The following is a 23,727-nucleotide window of genomic DNA, read 5'->3' as shown; positions in this document are numbered from 1 at the left end:
ATTGTCGTCTCCAGGCATCCGGGCGTAGGAGACAAAGTATATGTTGCGGCACGAGCCGCGAAGTTCATGCCAAAACTACATAGACATACCGTCAAGGTTAGGCTTCCTTGCCGATCAGCTCGTCCAGCTCCTCAAATATCGAGTTGTTGCTTTTGTACTCTTTCACCAGCGACTTCATTTTGAGTACGACCTGGCGATCGTCATTCTTGTTGGCAGATTCAAGCAGGCTGGAGATTTGTTTGGACACTTCAGAGAACAAGTACTCTCTCACCTTCCCGATCATAATTTTCTCATGGTGTGTCGGCAAGGTATTTTCATTATCATTCAGCAACTCTTCGTAGAGTTTCTCCCCTGGTCTCAAACCGGAATACGTGATCTGGATATCCTGGTTGGGAATCATCCCCGCCAGCCGGATCATCTTGCGCGCCAATTCAACGATTTTGACCGACTTGCCCATGTCGAAGATGAATATCTCGCCACCCTTGCCCATGCAGCCGGCTTCGAGTACCAGTCGGCATGCCTCAGGAATGGTCATGAAGTACCGGGTTATTTCGGGATGTGTAACCGTAATTGGCCCACCTTTTTCAATCTGCTGTTTGAATCTGGGAATAACTGAGCCGTTCGATCCCAATACGTTACCGAAACGCGTTGTGATAAACTTCGTGATCGGCTTCACATCCAGCTCGTTAATGTAGCTCAGGCCATTGCTAAAGATCACATCAGGGCTATTCAGCGAGTTGTTGAGCGATTGTACGTAGATTTCGGCGATCCTTTTTGAGGCACCCATCACATTGGTCGGGTTTACCGCTTTGTCGGTAGAGATCATCACAAATTTCTGAACACCGTATTTCACAGACAGGTCCGCGATAATCTTGGTTCCCATTACGTTTGTGCGGATAGCCTCGGCGGGATTATCCTCCATGAGCGGCACATGTTTATACGCTGCTGCGTGATAAACGTAATGCGGCTTATAGGTATTGAAGAGGTGGTCCATGCGTTTCTCATTGCGTACGTCGCCTATAAATGCATGGAAATTCTGGTCTTTTTTTGTTTCGTCAAGCTCCAGATAAAGCTCGTGCAGCGCAGTTTCACTCTGATCGCAAAGAATGATCAGACCGACCTCGAACTTCATCAGCTGTCGGACAATTTCGCTGCCAATTGAGCCCGCCGCACCGGTAATCAGGATGCGTTTATTATGCAGCATCTTGCCAATGCCTTCAATGTCAATATCAATAGATTTTCTGTTCAGCAGGTCCTCGATATTGATGTTCTGGATCTGGTTAAACTGAAGCTGCCCGTTGGTCCATACTTCCGGCGGTGGAATGTTCAATACTTTTACGTCGTTCGCCAGGCAGATGTCAACGATCTCGTTTTTATGTTCTGAAGGAATTGTATAGGATGCGAAAATGATTTCGTCTACCTCATGGTGCTCGATCAGCTCAGGCAACCGTTTGGCATTCAAAATTTTGATGCTGTCTATGGTTTTGCCTACTTTCCGATCGTCATCATCAACAAAGGCAATGATCTCTTTATTGACAGAGTTGTCATGGTCAAAAGTCCGCTTCGTTGCCACTCCACCTTCGCCCGCGCCATAAATGATGACGCGTTTTTTATCCAGGTTCAGGTTTTTGATGTACATGAAAAAGTACTTGATCATAACCCGGTAGGTAATCAGGAAGAGAAAACTGGTTAATCCGTTGGTGATGAGAACAGTGTTGGGTATAAATGACCGATTGGTAAAGGAAATAAAGAAGAGGTTCAGAACAAAAAAGGTACCGTTGGAGATGATGACGGAGAACAATATCCTGAAGGAATCCTGTGCGCTCGTATAGCGGATGATGCCTGCGTAGGTCTTGATGTTGATAAAGACGAGAGAGGTAATCACACCCATGATCAGAAGATTCCTGGCCAGTTCCGGAACCTCGACAGATGTCAGGTCAAGATTGTGGCGAAGGCCGTACGCAAAGATGAGTGAGAACGTGCAGATGGCAAGGTCTAACAGGAAGATAATCCAGCGGGGAACTATGTTTATTTTTTGAAACAATTTTCTTCAGTTGTAAATTTACGCAAAGGTAAGTATAAAAATGATACCAGATTTACGCGTTACTTTATAACACGGTCATAAGCGCTTGTTCGCGACTGCCTATAATTAAAAATGTCAGTTACTCTGATACAACTTTTTGATACACGCAACTACCCGGGTGAGGTCTTCCCCAGTTAAATTAGAGCCTGAAGGCAAACATAATCCATTTTGAAACAGGCTTTCAGCTATATTTTCACCATAAAATGGGTATTGCTGAAATATTGGTTGAAGGTGCATTGGCTTCCAAAGCGGGCGGGACTCGATATTTTCTTCGGACAGTGCGAGTCTGATGGTCTCCCTGTTTAAACCAGATGATGGTCTGACGAGAATACAGGACAGCCAGCGATTGGAAAAATAACCATCCGGCTCTTCCAGCATGCTTATCTCGGATATATCTTGAAGCGCATCTTTATAAAATGCCCAGTTTGCTCGTCTTGCGGCAACATGAGCATCCAGGGCTTCCATCTGGCCCCTTCCAATACCAGCAAGAACATTGCTAAGCCTGTAATTATAGCCAATTTCACGGTGTTCATAGTGCGGTTGGTCTTCGCGCGCCTGGGTGGCAAGAAACAGTGCTTTGTTTGCATCTTCCCGGGTACTTGAGACAAGGGCTCCGCCGCCCGAGGTGGTGATGATTTTGTTACCGTTGAAGGACAGACAGGCAAACTTTCCGAATGTTCCGCAATTCCTGTGTTGTATGTGTGAACCAAGCGCCTCAGCGGCATCTTCCAGTATAGGAATACCCCAGTGATCAGCGATCTCGTTTATCACTGTCATTTGTGCCGGCATGCCGTATAAATGCACCGGGATAATCGCTTTAGGCAATTTTCCTTTTCGGTGTGATGCTGAGATTGCTTTTTCAAGTGCATCAGGACACATGTTCCATGTTAACCTCTCCGAATCGACAAACACAGGCGTGGCATTTGCATATATGATTGGATTGGCAGATGCCGAGAACGTCATTGATTGGCAGATCACGTGGTCCCCCTGTTCAACCCCCAAGAGCTTCAGGGCTAAATGGATAGCTGCAGTTCCTGAACTAAGCGCTGTGAGATGAACATCCCCGCCCAGGTAACTTTGCAGGTCATTTTCAAAACCTTTTACATTTGGCCCTAAAGGAGCAACCCAATTCGAATCAAATGCTTCCTGCACATATTTTTGTTCGCCACCACCCATGTGGGGCGAGGAAAGCCATATTTTTTTATTTTGCATATCTATTCGTTTTGACTATTCTCGCGGGATTGCCAACGGCGACCGCATAGTCCGGTAAATCTTTTAATACAACAGCACCTGCGCCGATAACACACCACTTGCCAATTTTCAGTCCCTGAATGACGCTGGCGCCGATACCCACATGCGTACCCTCCCCAATTTCCACGTTGCCTGCTATCCCTGCCTGCGGAGAAATATGAACATAGTCACCCAGCAGGCAGTCGTGGTCCACAGAAGCATTTGTATTGACAATGACATGACTTCCGCACCTCGTCCCAGCATTTATACTTGCATTGGGCATCACAACACAACCTCCACCCAACTCTGCTGACAGGGATATTGAGCTTGTTTTTGAGAAAGCACAAGCTGCCTTCGCACGAAGTTGTAAGGCTATCTTCCGCCTGATGTCGTTATTTCCAATAGCTACAATCACTTCCTGTGGGTTTGTTTCCAACAGGCTCATAACACTTCCAAGTACCGGGTAGCCCAGTAGATTTTTGACACTGGGATTATCATCCCATATGCCATGTACGGTCATCCCCATCTCCGAAAGCATTTCCAAAACCACTTTCGCATGTCCGCCTGCGCCGATCAAATGCATATCAGTTACCGGTAAATTTTTCCATCGTTACAGACGTTTTTGAGGATACGCCTTCCTTAATTAGTACTTTTTTGATGGTCATCGAAATGATTTTCAGATCTAATGAAAAAGATAAATTATCAACATACCAGACATCATAAGTAAACTTATCATGCCATGAAATTGCATTTCTCCCATTCACCTGCGCCCAGCCCGTAATGCCCGGCTTTACCTCATGTCGCCTTTTTTGTACGAGGTCATACAAAGGTAGGTATTCCTCTAACAAAGGCCTTGGACCAATGAGCGACATGTCTCCCTTCAGCACATTTAACAGTTGTGGTATCTCATCCAGAGACGTTGCTCTTACGAAGAGTCCAAATTTAGTTAACCGGTCTTGGTCTGAAAGCAGTACCCCTGTATCATCTTTCCTGTCGTTCATCGTCTTAAACTTGATAATCTTAAATATCCTACCATCTTTGCCAGGTCGGCGTTGTAAAAAAAAGGGTGAACCACGATTGACAATCAATAAACAGATACCTATAACAATTAAAATCGGCGACAGAAACATTAAACCAACTAAAGAGAATAGGAAATCTATCACTCTTTTCACATAAAGTTTATACATCAGATCTTTTTACTCAAAAGTAAATTATATTCTTTCACCAATTCATTCCAAACGAAAGGCTGCTCATAACGTGATGAAATCATCAGTCTTGCATGTCGTTGCAGCCGTGAATACAAGGCCTTATCCCTTAAGATTTCTATCATTGCATTCTGTAGCGCCTGCACATCTTTAGGAGGGATGATGATACCATTTTCTCCAGGGATAATGATTTCATTGCTCCCGTTAATATCAGTTACCAGGCTCGGTAACGACATAGCACCGGCCTGAAGAACAACGTTGGGAAAACCTTCCCTGTAACTCGGGAAAACGAATGCGTCGGATATCGCGTAAAAATCCCGAACATTTGGCTGATAACCCACATGTATGATGTTTTCATTTTCCTTGATTTCCTCCGCTACGGCTGGAAGAACCGGATCGAGCTCCTGCTCAAAATTCCCTACCAGAAGAAGTTTACAGGGATAGGTTGCGTCAAAACTCTTGAAGGCCGCTATCAATTCATTGATGCCTTTGTCAGCCACAATCCTGCCAACAAAAATAAAGACAAAATCGTTTGCCGAAATGCCTAATTTCAACCTCAATGCATTCCTTGTTTCCTTACTTATTGAACTGGGATCAAAATAAGCGGTGTCTATTCCATTCACATTTCCATTGCCAATCACTTTCAGTTGTTTCTTTGTGATCTTATACTTTAACAGGTCATTTTTAACGCCATTTCCTTCCGGATATATATTTGTTGCAGCCCAGCATAGCAGTCTATCCATACTGATCAGCAACTTTTGCAAAGCTCCTGTTTTGGATGGAAAAATTAAACCTGTAAAGGTGTGTATCCGAATGGGAACTCCCGCTAACTTCCCGGCAAGCATGGTGAGCAAGCCTGCTTTTGGGGTGATTGAATGTATAATTACAGGCTTTTCTTTTCTGAAAAGCCTGTATAGTTTCCAAAGTGAATGAAGGTCTTTGAAGACAGAAATAGTTCGACTCATCGTCACTTCTCTCACTGCAACCTTTTCTCTTTCTTGTACCTCTTGCAGATCCGAACCTTCGCCAGAAACCGCAATGACCTCGAACACGCTATTGAGAAAAGCCAATTGTCCTTTTAACAAGACATTCAGAGACAGGGCTACCGTTGATGTACGTATAATTTTATGGTTTCTCCGGGGGCTATTCATATAAACCGTGTGGTTGGTTGCTATTCATTCTATATTCTGTTCGTTATGCCGCTGACGAAGCCGAAGATGGCTTGATTCTTTGGCGGCTGAGACCGGGACGGCATGCTAATCAATTAAGAGCTTAGCCCCATTAAGGCGGTCTTTCAGTTTTATTACCGTATTCTTACTAATACTTTTGTGCTGGAAGCGAATAGCCTCGAGACCTTTGAAGGTGTCATTCTGAGGTATCGAAGTAGAATAATTATAGTAACTCACGGATTTTGCTGGGCTGCTTTTATTAATGTAAGAAAAAGAGTTATTCCTGAACGTGACGCCGTTTGCCTTGATATTTGCAATGGCGCCGGAGAAGTAATCATATCGGCCATCAACCTTAAACACATTGTCGACAACAGCGCTACCCGAGCGGGAATCGCTGAGTGCCACAAAATTAAAAAGCGAACGATCAGTTGCCGCCTCGATATCCCGCACTCGGGCTAATTTGGTCCGTAACGGCAGCCCTTCGTTGGAGACCACATTTTCCTGGATTGTCAGCGGCAAATTCCGTTCCCTACGACTATTAAAAATCGCAATGCCAAGATCTGTCCCTGAGATTACATTGCGTAGAATCTGATGACCGCCAAAGTCAGCCTCGATATGTAACCCTCGATCATATCCGTAGATCTGGTTGTCGCTAACGGTGCAACTTTCACTCATGTATTCGAGCACAACACCACATCTCCCAAGCTGGTGGGTGACCATAAAGTTGTTGGCCACCTTATTATTGCTGATCGTGCCTCTGGCTACATTAGATACATAGATACCGTCTCCATAGCTATCGCGCTTTGGATTATACCCCCAGCAGTTGGTAACCAGGCAATTTTTAATTTCCAAGTAGGATGTTCTGGCATCTAGCGGTATCATCTCCTGTTTAGTCGTTGCCACATAAATGCCTTCGCCATAAATATTATGCACATTGACATTGACTATGCGGACTTCTTTCTTATCGGTAACAGCCAACCCTGCGTACCATTCGTCTTTATTTATAAATCTGTTGTTGGAAGAATAGGAGGGGAAACTACCTTTTAAATTGAGGTCTCTGACACTCACAATACCTCTGGATACGTCTCCCAGATATCCGCGAATCAGCAATACCGAGCCTGGCACCCGGTTAATAATGGTGGGCGATTGGCCGTTCTTTGGCTGTCCGACAATGCTGATATCCTGATTGTCAAAATGGACAACAATCTCTTTATTTATTAGATAGGTTCCAAATGGGAAAACGACTTCTGAGGTCGGGCTCTTCAACGCTGTTTGGAAACACCGATTTATAGCCGCATAATCATCGCTCCTGCCATCGCCTTTTGCCCCAAAGTCCCGGACGTTCAATACGACTGTTTTGGCGCCCGAACATCCGGCCAGTTGCACCAGGAACAGAAGTAGCATACCTATGTATTTTGACATATCTCGTAATATAGCTCCACCATCTTATCGACCATCACATCAATATCGAAGTTCTTGGACCTGGACAAACATCGCGCCGACACCTCATCATAAAATGGTTTGTCCAAATATAATTTGAGTACGAGGCGCGCGAGTTCCTGGGCATCTCCCTTTTTGAAGGTTAGACCGGCACCGTTTACGATGTCACCAAGCCCGGGCACATCTGACGCAACAACGGGCTTAGCAGCGGCCATGCCTTCAACAGCTGCAAGCCCAAATCCCTCATAGACCGACGACTGTACGACCACGTCACTCCCAGCTAATAATTCAGGAACGTCCATGCGCAGACCCAGGAAACGAACGCGGTTCTGTAATCCAAGCGACTCGACCAGCCTAACACAGTCTCCCATCAATTCGCCGGCACCGACAAATACTGCTTTCACCTCTGCAGGTAAATACAGCAAAGACCGAATTACCGTCTGCTGATCTTTCTGCGGCTGAAATCTTGAAACCTGGATCAGTGTGAAGCACTTAGCCTCCCCAAATAAACTGCGTAAATCGACCGGGGGATTTATTCCGGCATTGTTTAAGGCGATGCCGTTGTAAATTATCCGCACATCATTGTGCAGCTTGTAAGACATTAGCATTGATCGGACCGGTTCTGATATTGCAGTCACCATCTCGTATTGTCTATAAATCAGCTTGTCAACTATTCTGAATAGGGCGGACTGTACCCGGCGGTTTTCGGTGTTATGCTCCGTAAAAATCAGCTTAGGCCCTCCAATCAAGGTAAGTTTTGCCAACGCTGCATAGTACATCGCAGGAAAAAGATGTACGTGCACCACATCGTAGTTTCGGATCAGCTCCCTTAACCGTAGTATTGCAACAGGTGAATAGGTGGAATTTGATGACAACGTAAAGATTCTCCCCTCGAAATTTGCCCGCAATTTTTGAAAGAAGGGAGTATCTATTCCGTTTAACAAAGCTAAATCTGTCTGGACAATCCCCTGTCTGCTTGAAAATCTGGGCAGAGATTCGACCAAAAGTCTTTCCGCTCCACCAGTGAGCAGACTGTTGGCTACATGCAGCAACCTCATACCTTGTGTCTATCTGAAAGAACAAAAATCATATTTGCCGCAAATTTTGCCATTGAATTGACTATCGCTAAATTGAACGGAGGCTGCAGCGCTTCCTTAGTAAACCTTTTAAACCGATAGAAATTCACACCCGCCTTAAACTTCTGTATCCAAGGAATGCCCAGACGGGCCATCTCCTGGTAACATAAGCATGTGTTTACAGGGCTCGTCTTCCTGATTTGATATATTTTAGCGGTCAGGCCGTCTGGTAGATATTCACAGAAATACAGATTTTTATTGATGTAGTTCAGCCTAACGTCTTTCAATCTGTTGAAGAATAGCGCTTCGGGACAGAACTTTTCGCCGGGGGTTTCCGGAAAAGGATATTTATTGAACAAGTCTGTTCGTATGACTTCAGCTCGATCTCCCTTTGCGTTATAGCGAAACCTAAAGTCGACTGGCGAGGCCAGCAACTCGGAATAGAAAGGTTCCTCGCCAACTACAGAACCATCTGTATAGCACTTATTAGCAACCACACCGCCAATTTCTTCAATACTGTTCAATGTGTTCCAGCTTTTGAGAATTTCCGCAATTGCATCATGTGCCAGATAGTCGTCACTATCGACAATAAAAAAAAGCTCACCTTTGGCAAGTTTGACACCCTTATTGATGGCGACATGCTTTCCACGGTTAGCTTGCCTGAAATAAGTCAATTTAAAAGGAAATTGACGCTCCGTCTGCCACATCTTGATGAGGCCGTCGGTGTCATCCGTGCTTCCGTCGTCAACAATAATCCACTCAAAGTTTGAGCTGTTCTGCTTTAGCAGACTCTCGTACAGCCTCGACAACAAATGCGCACGGTTATATGTTGGTGTAAATACAGTTATCATTTACTTTATTGGCTTTCTGGTTATCGTTTTCAACACAAGAAGAAAAACACTGTTATACAATTTAAACTGATATTTAAGTACAATGGACAAGCGACTCACCAGGGACTTAGAGCTAGCATAGGAAAAGTAACCCTTAAAAAGATTATGTTGTGCCTCCGAAAGTTGCTCTCCGAAACTCTCATAAAAGGCTTTTGTCGCGTTAAAATGTTTTTGGTCTATGACAGGTATGTCGCTGATAAAAATAGACTTAAGTCTCTTATACCGATCAGTCTGGATATCTTCGGTAGCTTTACCCACATGACTCTGGCGATAAAGCATGAGCGACTTATTTACATAAACTAGTTTGCCAAACGATATGGCCAATAATGTTATTAAATGGTCATGCATCGCTACCTCCGCCGGCATTTGGTGCAGCTTATCTAACAGTTGTTTGTTAAACATCATTGAACACCCCTGTATGCCCGCATTTAAAAATAATTGCTCATTCAGGCTTTTAGGAGAAGTCTTTGTAATGTTATCACTGATGATCCCGCGTTCAGCAGAGTACGCATAACCATTGCAAAAGGCGGCTTGCGGCGTACTAACTCCGTCGAACGCCTCTACGAGGCACTGAATTTTACTCTCAAACCATATATCGTCCTGATCGCAGAAAAGGATCAGATCAGCCGTAGCATAAGGCAGCATGTGTAAGAAATTTGCAGCAGCCTGCCCCAATTTGATACCGTCATCTATAATGACAATTCGTTTTTCAATTGCTGCATAACGCCTAACAATTTGCATTGTGTTATCGACCGACCCATCATCATGTATAAACAAAGTCCAATTGGTATAGGTCTGTCCAATCAATGATAAAATTTGATTTTCAATGTAACGCTCACCTTGATAGGTAGCCATTAAAATGTGTACACTTTTCATGTTATTCAACATAAGGTCTGATGAGGTCAGGGTGAATCATCCTGATACCATAATAAAGGAAAAAAATGCAGAATAGCAAGTGGATCAAGAGCAATAGGTAAGGGCCGAGTTTTTTTTCCAGGTTAAAGAACATATTTGGCAACAAAACGACGCCAAACTGAAACAGGAGGTAAGAAAAGCGTTGAAAGATGGATATCTGAAAGAAAAACAGGCTCAGCGTTACCCCTATCGCGAACAGCCTATAGTAAAATCCGAAATTAAAATCCCGGTCTTCAAAATCGCCAGGGTAAAATGTATAAATAAACATCACAACGAGCCCGATCGCGCCAACCATAAATCCGCCGCCGCCTTCACTTTCCATGTAAATGCTCATGTGCTCCGGTGCTCCAAAGAGACCGATCAGTAAATTCAGCGGACTGTAAACAAGTCCTACAAGACCAAGAATGGGAAAGCTAAGATATAAATAGCGGTTCCGGACCAGCGCACAAAAAGGCAAGACGACCAGCATAATGATAGCGGTGGTATGGAATGAAATAGCTAACAGCAACAGGAGCAATCCAGTTATAGCTCTTTTTTGCAGAAAGCTATATACACTCCAAAAAACAATGGCGCAACTAAGCGCATATCTAATTTGGGTCAAATCCCTGTACAGGAAAAAGAAGCTCAGGTAAAAAAGTAACGAAATGAACGGGTATCTGGATACCTTGAAGAAGAATCCATAGTTCAACATACCGGTTAGTGCAGCTACGATAATGAAAAGAACGCGTTCGTCCCCACCCACTATTCCTACAACTTTATTTAAGAACATGTACCCACGTTCTATGTTCTGCCAGTAATCACCGGAGATAATTTGCCAGAACGATAAGGTATTCGCCGTCTCGAAGATGTCGACATAGGCTATACTATCATTGTCAACGCCTATTGGCCGGAATCCCGGTATTGCAATCAACACCAGGGAAAAAGCAAGGAAAGGGAAAATTTTGAGGTAAATATTTCTCGAACCGTCAAAAGCGGCTAATAAAAACGCGCAAATAAATACAGCATAATATACCCACATACCTATTTGGCAACGATGATCTCCCTGATGTTTAACGAACGACTGTCAGCCTGCCATTGCTCAATGATGTGAGCATTTTTTAAACTCTTCCTTCCTTCTAGTCTGGCATTATCGAATTGCTCGCTAGTCACATAGTCATACCCCAATTCCAGAAAGTCTCCAATGGCTGGACTTTTTACAATTGGAATAATGCCAAAATTCATATATTCGACGATTTTTGTCGGACAGGCGACCCGATTTACAGTGATATCGTCACGCAACACGAACCCAAAATGGGCTGCCTCGTAATATTCGGCGAGTTCCTCAGGAGCGACCGACTTAACCTCGATATTTGCGGCATCCTCTAACCCTTCATTTCCCAGAGCAGCTCGCATTTCTGCCGGCTGCCCTGTAAGAATCGTGTACTCATATTGCTCCGAACTGTTTCTTTTAATCAGTCGGATCATCTCAGGAATATTCTGCCATACCTGCAAATTGCCGCTATAGATGATGCGGACCGGCGACTTCTCTATCGGAAAATCCTGTGGTGAAGCAGAGGCCAGGTTCGAAGGAAGAATCGGATAGGTGACAAACGCTGTTTGCAGCCCAGGATATTTTTTCTGAAAATGCCGTGTCATTGCGTTTGTTACAGAGATGGCCAGGTGTAGCCTTGTAATAACGAACCTTTCAGCCAAATTATAAAACTTTGATTTCAATACTGCGCCGGCAAGTTGGTGCTCTTCCGGAACGACGCCGTGAATGTCTAAGATCCATTTATTTCTCTTGGCAAACCGCAGGCAGGGAAGCACCGGCAATACATTCTGAATGGAATGAAAATAGACGATGCCGGAATCGGCAAGCAGCCGCATGATAAAAAAGAAATGCAAAAAAACGTTGCATTTGTATTGGATGGAAGAGGCACTCAATCGGGTCACCTGCTTTTTCGTAAAAAGACGATGTGAAACCTGCAGATAGATTCTTTCGAAATCACCGAACTGTCTATCTATGGCGTGTATACGTTGAGACATACCCTCTTTTATGGAGTTCGCATCCGGGTATTCAGCCAGGAACAAAATCGTTTTAATATTAGTTTTTTTCTGCATGATTGATCAGGACCTCAAGAATTCGGTTACACGACTGGCCATCGCCGTAGGGATTATGCGCCTGGCTCATTTGCTTGTACAGCTCGCCCTTGGTTAGCAATTCTCGCGCCTCTGTTGTGATCTTTTCATAATTCGTTCCTACCAGGCGTACAGTACCGGCAGTGACCGCTTCAGGACGCTCGGTGTTTTCCCGCATAACTAGGACCGGCTTGCCAAGACTTGGAGCCTCTTCCTGGATGCCTCCGCTGTCTGTAATGACGAATAGCGATCGGTTCATGAGCCATGAAAAAGCTGGATAAGACAGCGGACTTACCAGGTGAATATTTTCTACATTTTTGAGGATTGAGTTGACGGGTGTCTGAACGTTGGGATTCAAATGAACAGGGTAGAAAATTTGCACATCCGGGTCATCTGCAAGATCTTTAAGCGAGTTGCAGATGTTCACGAATCCATCACCAAAATTTTCCCGGCGGTGCCCGGTAACAAGCACAACCTTTTTCGTTTCATCTAAAATTCCTTTCAAATATCTGATTTCATCATCCTCATAGTCTTTAAGCTTGGTCTGAGCCAGAAACAATGCATCAATGACCGTGTTCCCGGTCACAAAGACCGAGGTAGGGTCAATGCCTTCACTTAAAAGGTTCTGTTGAGAAAGGGGCGTTGGCGCGAAGTGCAGGTCGGCAAGGCGCCCGGTAATTTGCCGGTTGATTTCTTCAGGAAAGGGCGACAACTTATTGTGCGTGCGCAGACCAGCCTCAATATGACAGATTTTAATCTGCGAATAATAAGCCGCGAGAGCGGCAGCCATAGACGTGGTAGTGTCGCCATGTACCATTACATAGTCTGGCCGGGACGACTCGTAGACTGACTTGATCTGCGTAATGACTTCTGCAGTTAAATTGTGCAGATTTTGATTTGGTTTCATTAAGTTCAAATCGAAATCTGGTACGATATCAAAAAACGTCAGTACCTGGTCTAACATCTCGCGGTGCTGTGCGGTCACACAAACCTTGGTTTCAAATATATCTCCCCTACTTTTCAGGCTGTGCACCAGAGGCGCCATTTTTATAGCTTCGGGACGCGTGCCGAAAACAAATAATACTTTAGTAAGCATGTAAATTATTCCTTTTAATTAAATAAATCATGGATAGCAGCAACACTGATTCTCCAAGTAGCGTACTAAACAATACGCCGTTTATATCCCAAAACTTAATCACGACAAGTGAAAAGAACATTGTAATTCCAGAGACGGTAAATGCCCTTCTATATATTCGCCCCTGTCCGCTGCCAACTAAAAACTGAATGCCGACAAAGTTATTAATAAAAGCAATTAGCGACCAGATCATCAAAAGAATGAGTACGTAGCCGTATTTTCTATATGAATCGTCATATAACACAGACAAAAACTGTCCTGCAAAAAAACCGACAACAATTGTGGCTATCGAAACGAGCATAACGATTTTTTTTCCTATGCTTTTTATTTTTTCCACCGCACTCGCTTTATCCGTAGTAAAACGTTCAGCTATATTGGGAAACATGGACTGCGTTACCGTACTTAGCAGCGTCACACCAGCTTTCACAAGTCGGTCTATCCCCGTATAGTAGCCTACTAATGTCGCACTAAAAAAAAAGCCTAAGACCAATACGCCGCCACTATTTAATACGCTAGAAAAGAAAGATGGAAGAAAAACATCGAACCCCCCTTTCAAAAGCTCCCTGATTTCGCCAATGGTAGGCCAAACCGGACTCAACCGATATTTTTTATAGGCATAAATGAAAGCAGCAAGACCTGATACCAAAGATCCAAGAACATACATCCAGGCTACCAAGCTGATATCTGCAATAGAACGGACACAAGCGAAGACCGCAACGGTGAAAACAAACTTGAACACTGAATTGAATACAGCCAAAGAACGCATGTTTTCAAAACCCTGATAGAGCCATGATGGAAATATAACCTGACCCAGAACAAAAATTGTCGTGATCAAATATACTTCCCTGAAACCCTCAAACGTGCGTAACAGAAAAATGGCACAAACAACAGGGATTAGGCATCCGATTGCAAGAAGCATCTTCGTTGCAATGACGTTGTGAAAAATGCGATTAACCTTTTCGGGCGATCCCCGGTTTACCGAAATGTCGCGGGTTGCCGACATATTGAATCCGTAGTCGGCGATGGTGCAGATATAAGATACAATAACCTGTGAGAAGGCGATCGTTCCATATCCACTTACTCCTAGTACCTTTATAAGAAACGGAATTGTTGCAAGTGGGAATATATAATTGACCACCTGGATAATGCCCAGATAAAAAGCATTAACTAAAATGGTGTTTTGTCTGAGTGCTCCCAACCTACCCACGCAAGCCGGATGCTAATGTATTTAGGTAAAATCTTCTCGCGCTCATCCATATGATTGTTAAAAAGGCCATGACGAAAGCGCCGAATACAATACCTTTGATCGCGCTGAACTTCTTTTTAGGCAGTGGATAAATGGGCTCATCGACTATCTGAAGCAACGGAGCCTCTTTTCTTACTGAGATTTTTGCCATTTCCAGATTTTTAAGGAGTTCTGCAAGCATTGCCTTATTTGTCTCCATTGAGAATTGATAGCGTTGAACGGGAGCGACTCGCTGCACCTGCCGAGTAGGATTGATATTCGGCGTAGCATCAGCGATCGTTGCTGCCGAGTAAATAGCTCCGTTCATCACGCTGCGCACAGAGTCCGTTTTATACTGTAAAATTGCAATATTCTCCAGTGAACGTTTAGTTTTTGTTCTCAGATAAAAATCATTCACATTGGCGACCAGGCGATCATTGAAGGATTTAGAAAATACTTCGTCAGCAGATGTAACCTCGACCTCGATTATCGCCAGCTTTTTATCTACTTTATTGATGCGCAAATGTTGCTGTCGTAGCTTCGTAACAACATTATCCAAAACACTGTCGCGCAACCTGTTTATCTGAAGATCGCCGGCAGTCCTAGGGTTTTCAATTGGTGAAAATTTCAGGCTTTTAAGATCTTCTCTATCTGCCCAATTGTCCCGCATCCGGCTCATAGTCAGATACCGATCTATTAAAAGTTCTTTAGATCCGGGCAAAACCGGACTTAGCAATGTAGATTGAAGCATCTTTCTGGACTTATAGAGTTCTATAATGTTATCACCCTGAAAGATTCCACCGCCGCCACCGCCAATATCGAACCCGACCATAGAAGCCAGACCCGCGTACTGCATCAGCCCGCCTGAGTTTTCATTCGCCTCCAGCACGAAAGTCGTTAAAGCAGTATATGTTGTTTTCCGAGTGCTGGCATATAAAAACCCGGCTATTCCACCGATACAGGTAAAAATCGCTATCAGTATCCACTTGCGTCTCAGATACAATATCCAGGCATCCACGATGAAAATCAACTCGCGGATTGAAAATTTCTCCGTTCCTGAGACACCCTCAAGGTCTGCTGCTGATCTTTTCTCTGAGTTCATTTCCATAAGTCGCTGCTATTTACCTAAGTAAACTGACAATAATCGCCCCCAAAGAAGCTACCGCGGTGCCGATCCCTATCCAACTCTGCGCGGTCAATCTTTCTCTTTCGGCCCGCTTCGGCACCAATATCTCCGCACCGGGCTTCACCTTGGGATAGTTGTTAAAAAATAGAAATTTCCTAGCCGATTCCACACTGCCGTTTGCATACCGGATGTAAGCGCCATTGCGCAGCGCATTTGAAGCGAAACCACCGGCTCCGTTAACATATCCTTTAAAGCTCTTTCCCGGAGCATAGACGATATTATTCGGGTTCAATACCTCCCCGGTTACTTTCACTGTCTGTAGTTGCTTTGGTACACGAATGATGTCGCCATCTTCCATGAGCAGATCTATCCTTGTTCCTGGATTATCTAAAATCCTGGTCAAATTGATTCCCACGAGATCGGACTCGATGAGCAGCTGCTCCCTTGTTACATCCGAACTATCCTTTGCGCCTGCTTCTTTCAACCGTCTCAGGTTGAGCAATTTCTTTTGCTCTTCCTCCTGGTTGTTGATCGCATTTTTGTCATTGCTGTTAACAGCCTTGGTACTGGGCCTTTTTAATGACGCCCCATCGGTGTATGCCAGTGGTGTTAAGCCACCAGCCCGTTTGATCAGATCGGAAATCCGCTCATCTTTCCGTTGAATGGTATAGATGCCTGGATACAATACTTCACCCTCTAATTTAACTTGTTTTTGTACCACGTATCCTTCAGCGCTTCTGATAGACACAATATCGAAAGGCTCCAGGACGAAACCAGAATCCGATTCGATCTTCAGATCAGGCGTAATGTTTACGGTGAGTATGGTCGCAGTTCGCGCAGACAAGTCGCTCGCGTTACTGTTCTTCACCCGGCGCGAAATTTCTACCCGGTTCGGCGAAGCCCCCTCTTTGAATCCGCCAGCCATCTGTATCGCATCACCCAGTTTCATGCCTTCAGCGAAATCGAATGTTCCTGGCTGACGTACTTCGCCCTGTACCTGGACGTTGTATTCTTCCCGCAAGTCAAAAATTGATGAGATCGTAACTTTATCCTCACGCTGCAAAACGATATCCTGGTCTGCACCCGACATGATTTTTGCAACGTCAAATGAGATCAGCGCAGGCGTGTTATCTGGGTTCAGGCGGTTGATATAACCGCGGTTCTGAAACGCGTCTTCTTTCAAGCCTTCAGCTTTGGCAATCAGCGCAGACAGCGTCAGCCCTTTCTCCAGCTCAAAAAATCCAGGCCGAAACACGGCTCCCTGAATTTCCACCCTGTTCTCGAAACGGTCGAGGATGGGTTCTACAAAGTACTTATCACCACTCTTTGGGAGGTAGGTTCTGAAATCTTCAGCCTGGATATCTGTAATCTTGCGTTCTTTATCGGTATTCTGAAATACTTTGACTTTAGCCTTGTAAGCGGCAGTTGAGAATCCACCCGCATAATTCAAGATGTCCTGGAACGACTCTCCAGCCACGCTTTCATAAATGGCAGGACGTTTAACTTCGCCGACAATCTCCACACGTGTATCGTAGACCGGGATATTGATCACGTCCTGGTCCTGCAAACGAACGTTAGCGCGCTGCATGCCGTTGATCAAAAAGTCGTACACGTCGACCGTTGAAACTACACGTCCACCACGAATCACCTGAATTTTCCGGAAAGAGCCGTTCTCATTTGGTCCGCCGGAGGCATAAAGTGCGTTGAAAACACTGGAAAGAGACGACAGCGTATAGGTACCAGGCTTGGTGACCTGTCCATTTAGAATCACCTTGATGCTCCGGATATTGCCCAGATTGATCGCCACCGAAGTACGACCGCTTCTTAACGAAGGATAGGTACCAGCCATCGCCGAGCGGATTTTTGAACTGGCCTGCTCAATCGTTAAGCCGCCTACCGTAATGTTGCCTACATACTGAAGGCGAATAATGCCTTCCGGACTTACCTTCAGGTTGTAACTGGCTTCATTGTCACCACTTAGATCAATCAGCAGTTGATCGTCAGGACCAATAACATAATTCCTGGGTGTAGCTAAACGCAAATTTGGCTCGAAGGTGATATTCCCGTTCTTAAAGAGCTCGGCACCAAATATTTTTGATTTCAGATCACCAAATAAGGCCTCTTCAGTATTAATTGGCCGCCGTAATCCGGCAGAATCGATCTGGTAGGTTCTGCCCCGGCTTACTTCAATACTCGAGGGGCGGGCAACTAAAGAGTCTTGCGCAGAACCAGGCGCTCCCGAGTCGAGTTGTCTTAATTTTTCGACCCGCGCCTGCAACTTTCTCACCTCCTCGGCTTGCATCCCCTGCGCCTGCGCCATCTGTCCGAGCTGTGCATCGTTGTAGCCGATTGATTCAGCACGCTGCATCAACTGACGAACCTGCGCATCAGAGAGCTCATCAACCTTTACGTTGGCATAGTTTGTCGTGTTTTGTGCAATAGCGGAATTCGATACAACTGCAGCCACAAGAAAACACACAAAGAGCAAAACTGATTTTAACTTCATATAGTTTGAACGTCCGTACAACAGACTTACTTGTAATTTGTTTAAACTTTTTCAGGAAATCCTGTTACTCAAAGTAGCTCAAAGTTTTATATCCGCCCTGTTTCAGGTACTCATCCTTTTTCATCAGCTGGAGATCTGATTCCATCATGTCTTTCACCAGTGCCGGCAGGTCATACTTAGGCTCCCAACCCAGTTTAGTCTTCGATTTCGTCGGATCGCCCAGTAACAGATCGACCTCGGTAGGCCGAAAATAGGCGGGGTCTACACGTACCACAACGGTACCGAGTTTCAGGTTTGCATCATTCAGTCCCAGTTTTGCAATGAGTTCTTGGTCTACGTCAATGATTACCCCCTTTTCCTGTTCATCTTTTCCGCTAAACTCAAGGGTAATTCCTACCTCTGCGAACGCCATTTTTACAAAATCGCGAACAGTTGTTGTAATACCTGTCGCGATCACATAATCTTCAGGCTGCTCCTGCTGCAGAATAAGCCACATGGCCTCGATATAATCCTTAGCATGCCCCCAGTCTCGCTGCGCGCTCAAGTTACCAAGATACAGGCAATTTTGCAGGCCAAGAGCGATTTTAGAAGCGGCTCGGGTAATTTTGCGGGTTACAAAAGTTTCTCCCCTAAGCGGACTCTCGTGATTAAACAAGATACCATTACAGGCATACATATCATAAGCTTCGCGGTAGTTTACCGTAATCCAATAGCCATAGATCTTGGCAACGGCATAAGGCGACCGTGGATAGAAAGGCGTGGTCTCGCTTTGTGGCACCGCCTGAACCAAGCCGTATAGTTCTGAAGTCGAGGCCTGATATACCCGGGTCTTTTTTGTCAGACCAAGCAGACGAACAGCTTCAAGAATACGCAGTGTTCCGATGCCGTCAGCATTGGCGGTATATTCGGGCGTGTCAAAGCTAACTTTCACATGGCTCATTGCCGCCAGATTATAGATCTCGTCAGGCTGGACTTCCTGGATAATGCGGATCAGGTTGGTGGAATCGGTCAGGTCCCCGTAATGTAATTTGAGCTTAAGGTTTTTCTCGTGTGGGTCCTGGTATAGGTGGTCAATGCGATCGGTATTAAAAAGGGATGACCGGCGTTTGATTCCATGGACTGAGTACCCTTTTTTTAATAGGAATTCAGCTAGGTAAGCTCCATCCTGTCCGGTGATTCCGGTAATCAAGGCAACTTTCATCAAATCAATAATTTTAGCCTGCAATATTACCAAAAATAATCTGGATGTCAGTATTTGGATATGCAAACGAAATTACTTTCACTAATCGCGACACCCATAAGAAGTTATCTGCTAAATCGGTCCTGAGAAAGTAGCGTGGCCTTTACCACAAGAATGCAGGGTGATGGCGCGTAAATGGCTGTTCGCTCACAAAGGGGCAAGTCCCGCTTTTCATACTTGAAATCCAATCTCGCGCGTGGTTTCATAGCGCATCATCTTATAATCTTCCGTCTGTCAAATGACGTGCTATACAGGCCTTGGTATCATACACCACCGCGCCATTCTGACGGTAGAATGCATAGTCAATATCCTGAAATTCCCGATGAGCCACAGCCAGGACGATGGCGCCATACCTCTCTCCATTGAGCTTCGGCAACAGGTTGATGCCGTATTCTTCCTTCACTTCAGCGGCATCTGCCCAGGGATCGTAAACGGCTACATCCATGCCGTACTGCTTCAGCTCATGATAGATATCGATGACGCGCGTATTGCGGATGTCCGGACAATTTTCCTTGAAGGTGATACCCAGGATCAACGCTTTCTGATCCTTTACAACCTGCCCCCTGGCAATCAGCAATTTGATGACTTTGCTGGCTACGAACATACCCATCATGTCGTTCACCCTTCTGCCAGACAAGATCACCTCCGGGTGATAACCCAACGACTCTGCTTTGTGCGCCAGGTAATACGGATCCACACCGATGCAGTGGCCCCCTACCAGGCCAGGTTTGTACTTCAGGAAGTTCCATTTGGTAGCTGCTGCCTCGATGAGGTCGTTGGTATCAATACCGATACGGTCAAAGATCAGCGCCAGCTCATTCACAAAAGATATGTTTACATCCCGCTGCGCATTTTCTATGGCTTTCGATGCTTCAGCAACTTTGATGCTGGGCGCCAGATGGGTGCCAGCCGTGATGACCGATGCGTACAGGGCATCAACCCGCGCAGCGACATCGGGTGTTGACCCGGAAGTAACCTTTTTTATTTTCTGCAGGGTATTGACCTTATCGCCCGGGTTGATGCGCTCGGGCGAATAACCGCAGAAAAAGTCTTCGTTGAACCTGAGTCCGGAGCTCTTTTCCAGAACCGGCACGCAATCCTCTTCGGTACAACCCGGGTAAACGGTCGATTCATAGACCACGATATCGCCTTTCTTTAGGACCGAGCCCAGCATTTTACTGGCAGCAAGCAGCGGACCAAGGTCAGGCTTCTTATAGCGGTCTACCGGTGTAGGCACGGTAACCAGGAACACATTGCAGTTGCTGATTTCCCCAATATTGCCAGTAAAAAGAAGGTTGTTGCTGTGCTGTAGCACAGCCGCATCAACCTCGCGCGTTCGGTCCAGACCGGAGGCAAGCTGATCGACACGTTGCCGATCAATGTCAAATCCGACAACTGCATATTTTTCGGCAAAAGCCAGCGCCAGCGGCAAACCGACGTAACCTAAACCGATAACTGCAATGCGGGTTTCGTTCATTTTGATAGATTTTAAAATACCCTCTAAGTATTAAAAACCTAGAGGGTATTTTAAACCTTCGAGGTTTTCGAAACCTCGAAGGCTTTTTATTTCTTTTTAATTTGCCGCAGCAAATAACTGCCGTAACCGCTTTTAACCAATGGAGTCGCGATCTTTTTCAGTTGCTCATCATCAATAAAGCCCATTCGGTAAGCTACCTCTTCAATACAACCAATTTTCAGCCCCTGCCGTTCCTCAATCACCTGCACAAACTGACCAGCCTGCATGAGTGATGCGAAGGTGCCGGTATCCAGCCAGGCTGTACCCCGGCTTAGCACGCCTACTTTCAGCTTGCCCCGTTTCAGGTATTCTTTGTTTACATCTGTAATTTCATACTCGCCGCGCGGAGAGGGCTCGATATTGGCGGCAATTTCTACCACATCGTTGTCGTAGAAATAGAGGCCAGGTACAGCAAAATCAGATTTAGGCTCGGTTGGTTTCTCCTCGATCGAAATCACATTATTGTCTTTGTCAAATTCTACCACACCATAGCGTTCCGGATCAGCCACCTGGTAGGCAAATACAACCCCTCCGTCTGGGTCTGAGCTGGCCTGCAGCAGCCTGGCCATGCCATCACCATAAAAGATGTTATCCCCTAAGACCAGTGCTACCTTATCCTGACCAATAAAATCTTTCCCGATCACAAACGCCTGGGCAAGGCCGTTCGGCTCATGCTGCACAGCATAACTAAATTTACAGCCAAGGCTGGTGCCGTCGCCAAGAAGTTTTTCGAAGTTCGGCAGGTCATGAGGTGTAGAGATAATGAGTATTTCTTTGATTCCCGCCAGCATCAGCGTGGAAAGCGGGTAATAGATCATCGGCTTATCATAAACCGGCATCATTTGTTTACTGCAAGCCAGTGTAAGCGGGTGCAAACGCGTTCCGCTTCCGCCCGCCAGGATAATTCCTTTCATTCAGTTTAATTGTTATGGTATGAGCACATTGCAATCAGCTAAAAGCTTCTGCGCCGCTAAGTTAAGCTATTTTGCAATTCCGCGTACCACTCCTCACCGTATTTACGGATCAGCGGTCCTTTCAGAAACTGGTAAACGGGTACTTTCAGTTCTCTTCCAAAGGTACAGGCATCGTGGCAAATGTGCCAGCGGTCGTAGTTCAGCACATCAAATTCTGGATAAGCTGTAATGCGTATGGGGTAAAGGTGGCATGATATCGGCTTCTGCCAGTCGACAAGCCCCTGTTCATACGCCTTCTCGATGGCGCATTTGGTAATACCATTTTCAAAAAGCACGTAAGCGCATTCTTCACGACCATTTACGCAAGGCGTTGTTAAATCGCCATCCATGTCAACAACATGGGTACCCTGCTCTTCAATGGCCCGAATACCTTTTTCTGAAAGCAGGTGTTTGATTTTCGGATAGATATCTTGCAGGATTGCCGTTTCAGCATGTTCCAGCGGTGCCCCCGCATCGCCCTCCACACAGCAAATCCCCTTGCACTTATTAAGATTGCAAACAAAATTCTCCTTCAACACGTCTTCATGAACCAGCGTGTTTTGTACTTCAATCATAGCTGTTAATCCTTGCCCAAGGGATATTTAAGGCCTTTTGCAGATGTCAATTCCATCGTTACCGAACCAACCAGGATCTCGACCTGTGCTTTCACGGGCACCCGGTTTCCGTCATCTGTTACCCAAAGATACAGCCGGCTGTCTTTTTTAAAGACGCGGCCAGGTTTGATGGACGGACTAAACTTCAGGCAGCGAATGCTGCCCAGCTTGGTTTTAACCGTTTCCCTTCCAACAAACTCGACGGTCAGCGAAGATATTTCGTCTCCAAGGAAATAATTTAATTTAAACGTATCACCAATCTTCATCCTGCTAATGTCCAGGCTTCTCGCAAAGTAGTAAGCGGATACGAGGTCAAAAGTTTGCGTGGTTGGCGTACCCATGGTACCGCGGTTGGATACGACCTTTTTCTCATCCTGGTAAAAACGCGCTTTATCTGTGCGCCGGTAGCTGGCCTCACGAATGTTTTCCTGATAAAAATAGGGAAGCAGGTTTTTTCTGTCTATATAGGAATCATAGTGATCCCTGATTTTGTAAAAGACGTCGAACGTACCTGAGGTCTGCGCATCGACCACCAATCGGTAAGTGGGCTGGCCATCGAATTTCATATCGCCGTTTTGTACCTTAATGGTTGCTTCGGCTGCCGTGATGAAGCCGTACCGGAGCCGGTACTTTAACATTTCACCCTCCTCAAATACCGGCTCCTTCTTCAAAGGAAGCATCTGGGCCAGCACATTCACGCAAAGCAGCAGGCAACAGGCAATCAGGGTTAGTCTTTTCATAGATAGGGCGTTACAAAAAGCAAACCAAACTAGTCTTTCCTTTTGTAGATCGGAACGGTCGAACACGGCTCGCCGTACATGATGCTTTTAGCTACCGGCGTAAGCAGGCTCGTAATCTCTACATATGCTGAAACGGGAATATTATCGTCGCCACAGCCTTTAATGACAACACGTTCGCCGGCAAAGCTCTCCACATCTACTTTTGTCAGGGCCTTCTGGAACAAAACAGTGTTAAGGGTCTCGAGCGATCCAAAAACAATTTCCCGGGCAAAGGGCTTCATCCGGTTGGCCAGCAGCATATAGGCCCAGGTCGGCACGATGGCATCAGCTGTACAGGTAATTGCCACGTTTTTACCGCTATACTGTGCCCAGTCATGACTTTTAACAAAATCCCTGAAATCTTTCTCTCTTAAAATGAGGCCATGGAAAAGGTTGTCTTTGATATCATAGACGACACGTTCCCCTCTATCAAGGTAGTCTTCCAGATTAAAGGTGATCAGGCCACTTGCCGCAACCTTGTTCACTATATTTTCCTGAATATCCATA

Annotated in this window: 21 protein-coding genes; all 21 read right to left on the bottom strand. The window is 45.4% G+C overall.

The window, feature by feature from the left end; all coding sequences use genetic code 11:
• Positions 1-97: 97 nt before the first annotated feature.
• The 21 genes from C7T94_RS04820 to C7T94_RS04720 all read right to left on the bottom strand — a co-directional run bounded on the left by C7T94_RS04820 (position 98) and on the right by C7T94_RS04720 (position 23,726).
• Positions 98-2,044, bottom strand: a complete 1,947-nt coding sequence (locus tag C7T94_RS04820; RefSeq protein WP_107214108.1) for a polysaccharide biosynthesis protein — start codon at positions 2,042-2,044, stop codon at positions 98-100.
• 114 nt (positions 2,045-2,158) lie between these two features.
• Positions 2,159-3,295, bottom strand: coding sequence for a DegT/DnrJ/EryC1/StrS family aminotransferase (locus C7T94_RS04815; protein WP_107214105.1), 1,137 nt, complete (start codon positions 3,293-3,295; stop codon positions 2,159-2,161).
• On the bottom strand, positions 3,285-3,896 hold the full coding sequence (locus C7T94_RS04810) for an acetyltransferase (protein ID WP_107214103.1): 612 nt from the start codon (positions 3,894-3,896) through the stop codon (positions 3,285-3,287). The genes C7T94_RS04815 and C7T94_RS04810 overlap by 11 nt, the downstream gene beginning before the upstream one ends.
• 1 nt (position 3,897) lies before the next feature.
• On the bottom strand, positions 3,898-4,485 hold the full coding sequence (locus C7T94_RS04805; protein WP_317046906.1) for a sugar transferase: 588 nt from the start codon (positions 4,483-4,485) through the stop codon (positions 3,898-3,900).
• A 14-nt stretch (positions 4,486-4,499) separates the two neighbouring features.
• Positions 4,500-5,588, bottom strand: a complete 1,089-nt coding sequence (locus tag C7T94_RS04800; RefSeq protein WP_204353206.1) for a glycosyltransferase family 4 protein — start codon at positions 5,586-5,588, stop codon at positions 4,500-4,502.
• A 186-nt stretch (positions 5,589-5,774) separates the two neighbouring features.
• Positions 5,775-7,109, bottom strand: coding sequence for a glycosyl hydrolase family 28-related protein (locus C7T94_RS04795; protein ID WP_107214097.1), 1,335 nt, complete (start codon positions 7,107-7,109; stop codon positions 5,775-5,777).
• Entirely contained in the window at positions 7,094-8,185 is a 1,092-nt protein-coding gene (locus C7T94_RS04790) for a glycosyltransferase (protein ID WP_107214095.1), read from the bottom strand. Before C7T94_RS04790 ends, C7T94_RS04795 begins: the two co-directional genes overlap by 16 nt.
• Positions 8,182-9,054 carry a glycosyltransferase family A protein gene (locus C7T94_RS04785; RefSeq protein ID WP_107214093.1) on the bottom strand — a complete coding sequence of 291 codons (873 nt, stop codon included), beginning with the start codon at positions 9,052-9,054 and terminating at the stop codon, positions 8,182-8,184. The genes C7T94_RS04790 and C7T94_RS04785 overlap by 4 nt, the downstream gene beginning before the upstream one ends.
• Positions 9,055-9,969 (bottom strand): glycosyltransferase, encoded by a 915-nt coding sequence (locus C7T94_RS04780; protein ID WP_162618546.1) that lies wholly within the window; start codon positions 9,967-9,969, stop codon positions 9,055-9,057.
• A 1-nt stretch (position 9,970) separates the two neighbouring features.
• On the bottom strand, positions 9,971-11,026 hold the full coding sequence (locus tag C7T94_RS04775) for an EpsG family protein (protein ID WP_107214089.1): 1,056 nt from the start codon (positions 11,024-11,026) through the stop codon (positions 9,971-9,973).
• Positions 11,027-11,028: 2 nt separating this feature from the next.
• Positions 11,029-12,108 (bottom strand): glycosyltransferase family protein, encoded by a 1,080-nt coding sequence (locus C7T94_RS04770; protein WP_107214087.1) that lies wholly within the window; start codon positions 12,106-12,108, stop codon positions 11,029-11,031.
• Entirely contained in the window at positions 12,092-13,222 is a 1,131-nt protein-coding gene (wecB, locus tag C7T94_RS04765; RefSeq protein ID WP_107214085.1) for a non-hydrolyzing UDP-N-acetylglucosamine 2-epimerase, read from the bottom strand. The genes C7T94_RS04770 and wecB overlap by 17 nt, the downstream gene beginning before the upstream one ends.
• On the bottom strand, positions 13,212-14,468 hold the full coding sequence (locus tag C7T94_RS04760) for a flippase (protein ID WP_107214083.1): 1,257 nt from the start codon (positions 14,466-14,468) through the stop codon (positions 13,212-13,214). Before C7T94_RS04760 ends, wecB begins: the two co-directional genes overlap by 11 nt.
• Positions 14,461-15,594, bottom strand: coding sequence for a YveK family protein (locus C7T94_RS04755; RefSeq protein WP_239494928.1), 1,134 nt, complete (start codon positions 15,592-15,594; stop codon positions 14,461-14,463). Before C7T94_RS04755 ends, C7T94_RS04760 begins: the two co-directional genes overlap by 8 nt.
• A gap of 13 nt (positions 15,595-15,607) precedes the next feature.
• The gene (locus tag C7T94_RS04750; protein ID WP_107214081.1) at positions 15,608-18,118 is read right to left on the bottom strand and encodes an SLBB domain-containing protein; all 2,511 of its coding nucleotides are present in this window, start codon (positions 18,116-18,118) and stop codon (positions 15,608-15,610) included.
• A 64-nt stretch (positions 18,119-18,182) separates the two neighbouring features.
• Positions 18,183-19,319, bottom strand: coding sequence for a GDP-mannose 4,6-dehydratase (gene gmd, locus C7T94_RS04745; protein WP_107214678.1), 1,137 nt, complete (start codon positions 19,317-19,319; stop codon positions 18,183-18,185).
• A gap of 256 nt (positions 19,320-19,575) precedes the next feature.
• The gene (locus C7T94_RS04740) at positions 19,576-20,835 is read right to left on the bottom strand and encodes a nucleotide sugar dehydrogenase (protein WP_107214079.1); all 1,260 of its coding nucleotides are present in this window, start codon (positions 20,833-20,835) and stop codon (positions 19,576-19,578) included.
• A gap of 86 nt (positions 20,836-20,921) precedes the next feature.
• Positions 20,922-21,788: a glucose-1-phosphate thymidylyltransferase RfbA gene (rfbA, locus tag C7T94_RS04735; protein WP_107214077.1), complete on the bottom strand. Its 867-nt coding sequence runs from the start codon at positions 21,786-21,788 to the stop codon at positions 20,922-20,924.
• Positions 21,789-21,844: 56 nt separating this feature from the next.
• Complete coding sequence (locus C7T94_RS04730) at positions 21,845-22,402, bottom strand: DUF3109 family protein (protein WP_107214075.1); 558 nt, start codon at positions 22,400-22,402, stop codon at positions 21,845-21,847.
• A gap of 5 nt (positions 22,403-22,407) precedes the next feature.
• Positions 22,408-23,181, bottom strand: a complete 774-nt coding sequence (locus C7T94_RS04725; RefSeq protein WP_107214073.1) for a DUF3108 domain-containing protein — start codon at positions 23,179-23,181, stop codon at positions 22,408-22,410.
• Between the two features lie 29 nt (positions 23,182-23,210).
• Positions 23,211-23,726: a DUF2480 family protein gene (locus C7T94_RS04720; RefSeq protein ID WP_107214072.1), complete on the bottom strand. Its 516-nt coding sequence runs from the start codon at positions 23,724-23,726 to the stop codon at positions 23,211-23,213.
• Position 23,727 lies beyond the last annotated feature (1 nt).

It is taken from the genome of Pedobacter yulinensis (assembly GCF_003029735.1).
In the GTDB taxonomy this organism is placed as follows: domain Bacteria; phylum Bacteroidota; class Bacteroidia; order Sphingobacteriales; family Sphingobacteriaceae; genus Pedobacter; species Pedobacter yulinensis.
Note: the sequence above shows the minus strand (reverse complement) of the source record. Positions and strands in the feature narration are given on the sequence as shown.